This is a genomic window from Flavobacterium sp. (assembly GCF_035456225.1).
Taxonomy (GTDB): Bacteria; Bacteroidota; Bacteroidia; order Flavobacteriales; family Flavobacteriaceae; genus Flavobacterium.
This window is the reverse complement of sequence record NZ_DATIDM010000156.1, coordinates 1-5,736: the sequence shown is the minus strand read 5'-3', so window position 1 is coordinate 5,736 and position 5,736 is coordinate 1. Positions and strand designations below refer to the sequence as shown.

General features: G+C 36.1%; 5 protein-coding genes. 4 read left to right on the top strand and 1 reads right to left on the bottom strand.

Translation table 11 applies throughout. The features are described from left to right. Window positions 1-63: 63 nt before the first annotated feature. On the top strand, window positions 64-939 hold the full coding sequence (locus VLB74_RS09205; RefSeq protein ID WP_325203160.1) for a hypothetical protein: 876 nt from the start codon (window positions 64-66) through the stop codon (window positions 937-939). 153 nt (window positions 940-1,092) lie between these two features. Here the strand turns inward: VLB74_RS09205 and hutI are convergent, their stop codons facing one another. Next, window positions 1,093-2,328 (bottom strand): imidazolonepropionase, encoded by a 1,236-nt coding sequence (gene hutI, locus VLB74_RS09200; RefSeq protein ID WP_325203159.1) that lies wholly within the window; start codon window positions 2,326-2,328, stop codon window positions 1,093-1,095. Between the two features lie 192 nt (window positions 2,329-2,520). Between hutI and VLB74_RS09195 the strand changes: the two genes are divergently transcribed. The 3 genes from VLB74_RS09195 to VLB74_RS09185 all read left to right on the top strand — a co-directional run bounded on the left by VLB74_RS09195 (window position 2,521) and on the right by VLB74_RS09185 (window position 5,662). Next, complete coding sequence (locus tag VLB74_RS09195; protein WP_325203158.1) at window positions 2,521-3,756, top strand: DUF937 domain-containing protein; 1,236 nt, start codon at window positions 2,521-2,523, stop codon at window positions 3,754-3,756. 109 nt (window positions 3,757-3,865) lie between these two features. Continuing rightward, complete coding sequence (gene corA, locus VLB74_RS09190) at window positions 3,866-4,948, top strand: magnesium/cobalt transporter CorA (protein WP_325203157.1); 1,083 nt, start codon at window positions 3,866-3,868, stop codon at window positions 4,946-4,948. A gap of 12 nt (window positions 4,949-4,960) precedes the next feature. Next, window positions 4,961-5,662 (top strand): DUF1003 domain-containing protein, encoded by a 702-nt coding sequence (locus VLB74_RS09185; protein ID WP_325203156.1) that lies wholly within the window; start codon window positions 4,961-4,963, stop codon window positions 5,660-5,662. Window positions 5,663-5,736: the final 74 nt, after the last annotated feature.

Genomic DNA, 5,736 nt, shown 5'->3' with positions numbered 1-5,736 from the left:
TTTCGTTTAGTAATTAGGTTTAAATAAAAAAAAAATTAAATTTGAAAGAAAAATCTAAATACCATGGAAAATCAAAAAAGTAATTCTAGTTTAAAAGCTATTATCCTTGTTTTAGCCCTATTGTTGTTGGGGAGTTTAGGTTATATGTACAAAATGAGTACTGATAATCAGACTTCTGAAAATAAATTAATGTCAGAAAAAGATAAATTGAATGAAGAGTTGCAGGCTTCGATTGCTAAATATGATGAAGCAATTGCGGCTAATACAGAGTTATCCGATGAGCTTTCCGCTGAAAGAGAAAAGTTGGTACAACTAAAGGCAGAGCTTGAAAAATCGCAAGGCGACGCAGCTGCGATGCGAAAATTTAAAGATAATTATGCACGTTTGAAACGCGAAATGGATAACTTAATGAAAGAAAACGATGCATTGAAAAAACAAAATACAACATTAACAACGCAACGTGACAGTACTCAAGTTGTATTGGAAGATACAAGAAAAGTTCGCGACACGTTAGTTGCTAAAAACGAGAATTTAGCTAAAACTGTTGAAAGAGGTTCTAAACTTTCTGTATTGAATCTTCAGACAACAGCGGTGAAACAAAGAAGTTCAGGAAAACAGATCGATACAGATAAAGCAAGCAGAGCTGATGTTTTGAAAATCAGTTTCATGATTGCAGAAAATCAAATTGCTAAATCTGGTGATAAAACCTATCATATTCAGGTAATTGACAGCAAGAATAATGTTTTAGGCGATAAAAAGACTGAATCTTTCGGAGAGAAAACATTAACCTACAGTTTTGAGAAAACCGTAAAATACGAAAACAAAACGGTTCAGGTTGCACAGGACCTGCCAGTTAAAGATATTGAAGGCGGAACGTTCTATGTGAACATCTTCGATAAAGGAGAATTGGTTTCTAAAACAAGTTTTACGTTGAGATAATAAACTAAACTTAATTTATAAATAAAAGGCTGTCATTTGACAGCTTTTTTATTGTTGTTATTTGAGATGTTTAATGTTAACCGCAGATTCGCAGATTTCGTATTATTTTAATCTGCGAATCTGCGGTTGTTGATTAATCGGATATTTTTTGAATCAAATCAATTTTCCTTCAATAATTACCTGTTCAATCAGATTGCTGGCAAATGCATAAGGAAGCTGGTAGTAGGAGGTAAGCGGCTTTGTAATAATAAGACTTGCCGATTTTCCTTTGGTGATACTTCCGTGTGTTTCCGAAATCCCCATAGCATAAGCTCCGTTTATCGTTGCAGCATTGATGGCTTCTTCCGGAGTCATTTTCATTTTAATACAGGCGGTTGCCACTACAAAATTCATATTTCCTGAAGGCGTAGTTCCAGGATTAAAATCGGAAGCCAAAGCCAATGGTAATCCTGCAGAAATCATATGACGCGCCGGCGTGTAAGGGATGCTTATGAAATAAGAACAACTTGGCAGGGCGACAGGCATTGTTTTGCTGTTTTTTAAAGCGGCAATATCTTCATCTGTAACAATTTCCAAATGATCAACCGACAATGCTTCATGCTTTACACAAGCTTTGATTCCGTCAATGGCAGTAAACTGGTTTACGTGAATTTTAGCTGTCAGGCCATATTGTTTTCCGGCTTCCATAATTCTTTCGGTTTCTTCAACAGAGAAATAACCTGTTTCGAGGAATGCATCGATATAATCGGCTAAATTTTCTGCTGCGATTCTTGGCAGCATTTCGTTGATGATTAAATCAATGTAGGCTGAATGGTTTTCTTTGAATTCCATTGGAAAAGCATGCGCCCCAAGAAAAGTGGCTTTTATTTTAATGGGATAGTTCTGCGAAAGTTTTTTGATAACCCGGAGCATTTTCAGTTCGCCTTCAACAGTTAAACCGTATCCGGATTTAATTTCGACTGCACCGGTTCCCTGTTGCATAACTTCTTCCAGACGTACTTTTGATTGGTTGTAAATTTCATCTTCGGAAGTTGCATTAAGTTTTTTTGCCGAGTTTAAAATTCCACCGCCACGATTGGCAATTTCTTCGTAAGTCAGTCCGTTAATTCGGTCAACAAATTCCTGTTCTCGATTTCCTGCGTACACAATATGGGTATGGCTGTCAACCCAAGTTGGCAATACGGTTCTTCCGGTAGCGTCTATAATCTTGTCAAAATGGCCATCCGGGCAGTTGCGCATCGTTCCGAAATCGGCAATCAAGTTGTTTTCAATTAGTAAAAAAGCATTGTCAATTTTAGGTAAAGTTGCCATTTCTCTTCCTGAAACTTTATCAATATTATTTTCACGAACCTGTAATAGTTCTTTTATATTTTTAATTAGGATTTTCATGAATTATTTTTTTGTAAAAATAAGGATTAAAGTAAATCATTTCATTTGAGATTTAAATTGAAAAATGGCTATTATTTCTATTTGACGATTTTATCGGTCATTTCGTGGATAAAAAAATATAAATACCTGATAATCAATGAGTAAGATTTAATTTTGTCTGCTATTAATCAAAGTAATTAATCAAAAAAAATTATGGATTCAAGTTTATTAAATCAGTTAAAAGGGTATGTTACACCAGATGTAATATCTCAAGCGGGTGGAATTCTTGGTGAATCAGAAAGTGGTATAACAAATTCAATATCTGCTGCTATTCCGACTTTATTAAGTGGTTTTGTGAACAAATCGAATGATTCTGGTTTTATGAGCAGTGTTATGAATTTGGTTACAGAAACTCAGAACTCAGGTAATGTTTTGTTAAACTTACCTCCGCTGCTTAACGGCGGAAAAGCGAGTGATATTGGTTCTAAATTGCTTGATTTGCTTTTTGGAGGGAAACAATCTTCAGTAACCGATTTGATTGCAAATGCAGGCGGGATTAAGAGTTCGTCTGCAGGTTCTCTTTTGAGTATGGCAGGCGCAATGATTTTGGCCTATTTTGGTAAGTCCGGGATGTCTTCATCAGCTGTGACAAATTTACTGTCATCAGAAAGAAATAATATTTTTGGGGCTCTTCCTGCCGGGTTGGGTTCGTTGTTAGGTTTTTCAGATAATTACAGGGACGAAGCCAGATATGCTGCTTCTCCTGTTCAAAATGATGATTCCGGCGGAGGTTTTCCAAAATGGTTGTTGGCACTTCTTCTTGTTGGAGGCGGAATTTTATTGTTGTATATGCTTACCAAAGGATGCAATAAAGAAAAAGTGGAAGAAAATGTAGAAACAGTGACAGATTCTGTCAAAGTAAATATGGATTCTTTAGGGGATGACATAAAAGATGCGGCAACTGAAGTTAAAGATGCAGCAGTATCTTTGGGAGAATTCTTAAAAATAAAACTTGCAAATGGAGTGGAACTTAACGCTCCGGAATTAGGTATCGAAAACCAATTGGTTAAATGGATAGAAGACAAGACTAAAGTGGTTGATAAAACTACCTGGTTCAATTTCGACAGATTGTTGTTTGATACCGGAAAAGCTACTTTACAACCGGAATCTCAAGAACAACTTAAGAATATAGCTGAAATTCTTAAGGCTTATCCGGCGGTGGAAATCAAATTAGGTGGCTATACCGATAATGTTGGTGATCCGGCTGCCAATTTGAAATTATCCGATGAAAGAGCCAAATCAGTAATGGCTGAACTTGTCAAATTAGGTATTCCTGCGGCAAGAATGGCTGCTGAAGGTTATGGAGAACAGCATCCTGTAGCTTCTAACGATACGGAAGAAGGAAGAGCGCAAAACCGACGTATCTCCATTCGGGTAACCAAAAAATAGGTTAACTGAAAATACATATAACAGTTGAAAAGGTTGTCAGGGAAAACTTGGCGACCTTTTTATTTAAAAAAATAATGTAACTTAGAACTAAATTAAAAGTCTTTACTGCGTGCGAAAAATTAAATACAAAAAAGGACGTAAAGCCCAACCCAATTTTTACGAGTATACAGGAGTTCATAAGATAGATCCTGTTGAACTTCAGATATTTGTTTATAATGAGAACCGCTATGAGGAATACCATAGAGTTCAGCTGAAAAAAGTGAATGAAGAACTTAATGATCCAGATCAGGTAAATGATGTTAAATGGTTGAATATTCATGGCTTACATAATGTTGAATTGGTTAAAGAAGTCGGAGTTTTACTGAAAATAGAACCTTATATCGTCGGTGATATTTTAAATACCACCAGGCGGACAAAAATGGAAGAACTCAATGACACTTTGTTTTTCAGTATCAAGTCGATTTTGCCGGATGAGGATTTAAATAGTGCACGTGTAGAGCAAATCAGTTTTATATTAAAGGAAAATCTTCTGGTCTCTTTTCAGGAAAAGAAAAGTGATTTTTTTACGCATATCCGTGAGCGTATAAGAACAAATGCCGGTATTGTATGTAAAAAGAAAAATGACTATCTGCTGTATTTGATGTTGGATGCTATCATGGAAAATTTTTATATCACTATTGAAGCATATGAAGACCGAATCGAAGCGCTGATGGTTGAATCTAAAACGAATCATCGTCAGGATGTTTTGATTCGGATTGAAAACAACCGTGAGAATCTTAATTTCCTTAAACGTTCTATTATTCCGCTCCGGGATGCTTTATTCAGTCTGAAAAGTTTTAAGGATGATACTGATTACGACGGAATTGAAGTTGCCAATTATACTTTTTTCGCCCGTTTGCATCAAAAATGTTTAGAGCTTTTGGAGCAGATTGATTACGATCTGAATTCATTAGACAGTGCTTCCCATTTTCATTTTTCGACGCAAAGCCAAAGAATGAATGAGATTATGAAAACCCTTACTGTAGTTTCAGTTATATTCATACCGCTGACTTTTGTGGTGGGTGTTTATGGGATGAATTTCGATTATATGCCGGAACTGCGCTGGAAGTATGGCTATTTTGAGGTTTTGGCAGGCATGTTTTTATTGGTCGTGGGGATGATTGTTTATTTCAGAAAGAAAAAATGGTTTTAAAAGAGGAGAGGTATGAAGACATTCGTAAGTGATATTTCAGGAGAAGAATTTCCGATATCTGACCGGGTTTACGGAAAAACAATTCGTAAATCTATCTTTGATTGTATTCAAAATGAATATCCTGGTTTTAATGTTGATAGTTTACTGTCTGTTGAAGAACTGAATTACTTCCGGGAAAAATACATTTCTGGTTTTCTGTTGAAGGAAGTCAGCGAGTTGAACGAACTGGAAAAAGCGGTAATTACTTCATTGACAAACCAGCAAACAGTTCTTCAAAAACCGGAGGAAGATAGCTCAAATGTTACTTTTGGTCAACGGATTGCCGATAAAGTTGCCGAGTTTGGAGGAAGCTGGACTTTTATACTGTCTTTCTTGTTTTTTTTATTGGTATGGATATGCTTGAATGTTTTTATTTTTCTCAACAGAGGATTTGATCCCTATCCGTTTATTCTTTTGAATCTGATCCTTTCCTGTATTGCAGCGCTTCAGGCACCGGTGATTATGATGAGTCAGAACCGACAGGAAGAAAAAGACCGGCAAAGAGCTAAAAATGATTATATGGTCAATCTGAAATCAGAACTCGAAATCAGAATGTTGCATGAGAAAATAGACCACTTGATTATGCATCAGGAGCAGTCACTGATTGAGTTTCAGAAAGTTCAGATTGATATGTTGAATGATATCATCGGAAAAATCGAAAAAAAAGACAGTTAAACCATATCTTCCGGTTTTACCCACGCATCAAAATCTTCCGCTGAAACATAACCTAAACGCATTGCTTCTTCTTT

Bases quoted from the DNA above. Each gene is read 5' to 3' on its own strand.
- VLB74_RS09205 (WP_325203160.1), top strand. From the start codon at position 64: ATGGAAAATCAAAAAAGTAATTCTAGTTTAAAAGCTATTATCCTTGTT.
- hutI (WP_325203159.1), bottom strand. From the start codon at position 2,328: ATGAAAATCCTAATTAAAAATATAAAAGAACTATTACAGGTTCGTGAA.
- VLB74_RS09195 (WP_325203158.1), top strand. From the start codon at position 2,521: ATGGATTCAAGTTTATTAAATCAGTTAAAAGGGTATGTTACACCAGAT.
- VLB74_RS09185 (WP_325203156.1), top strand. From the start codon at position 4,961: ATGAAGACATTCGTAAGTGATATTTCAGGAGAAGAATTTCCGATATCT.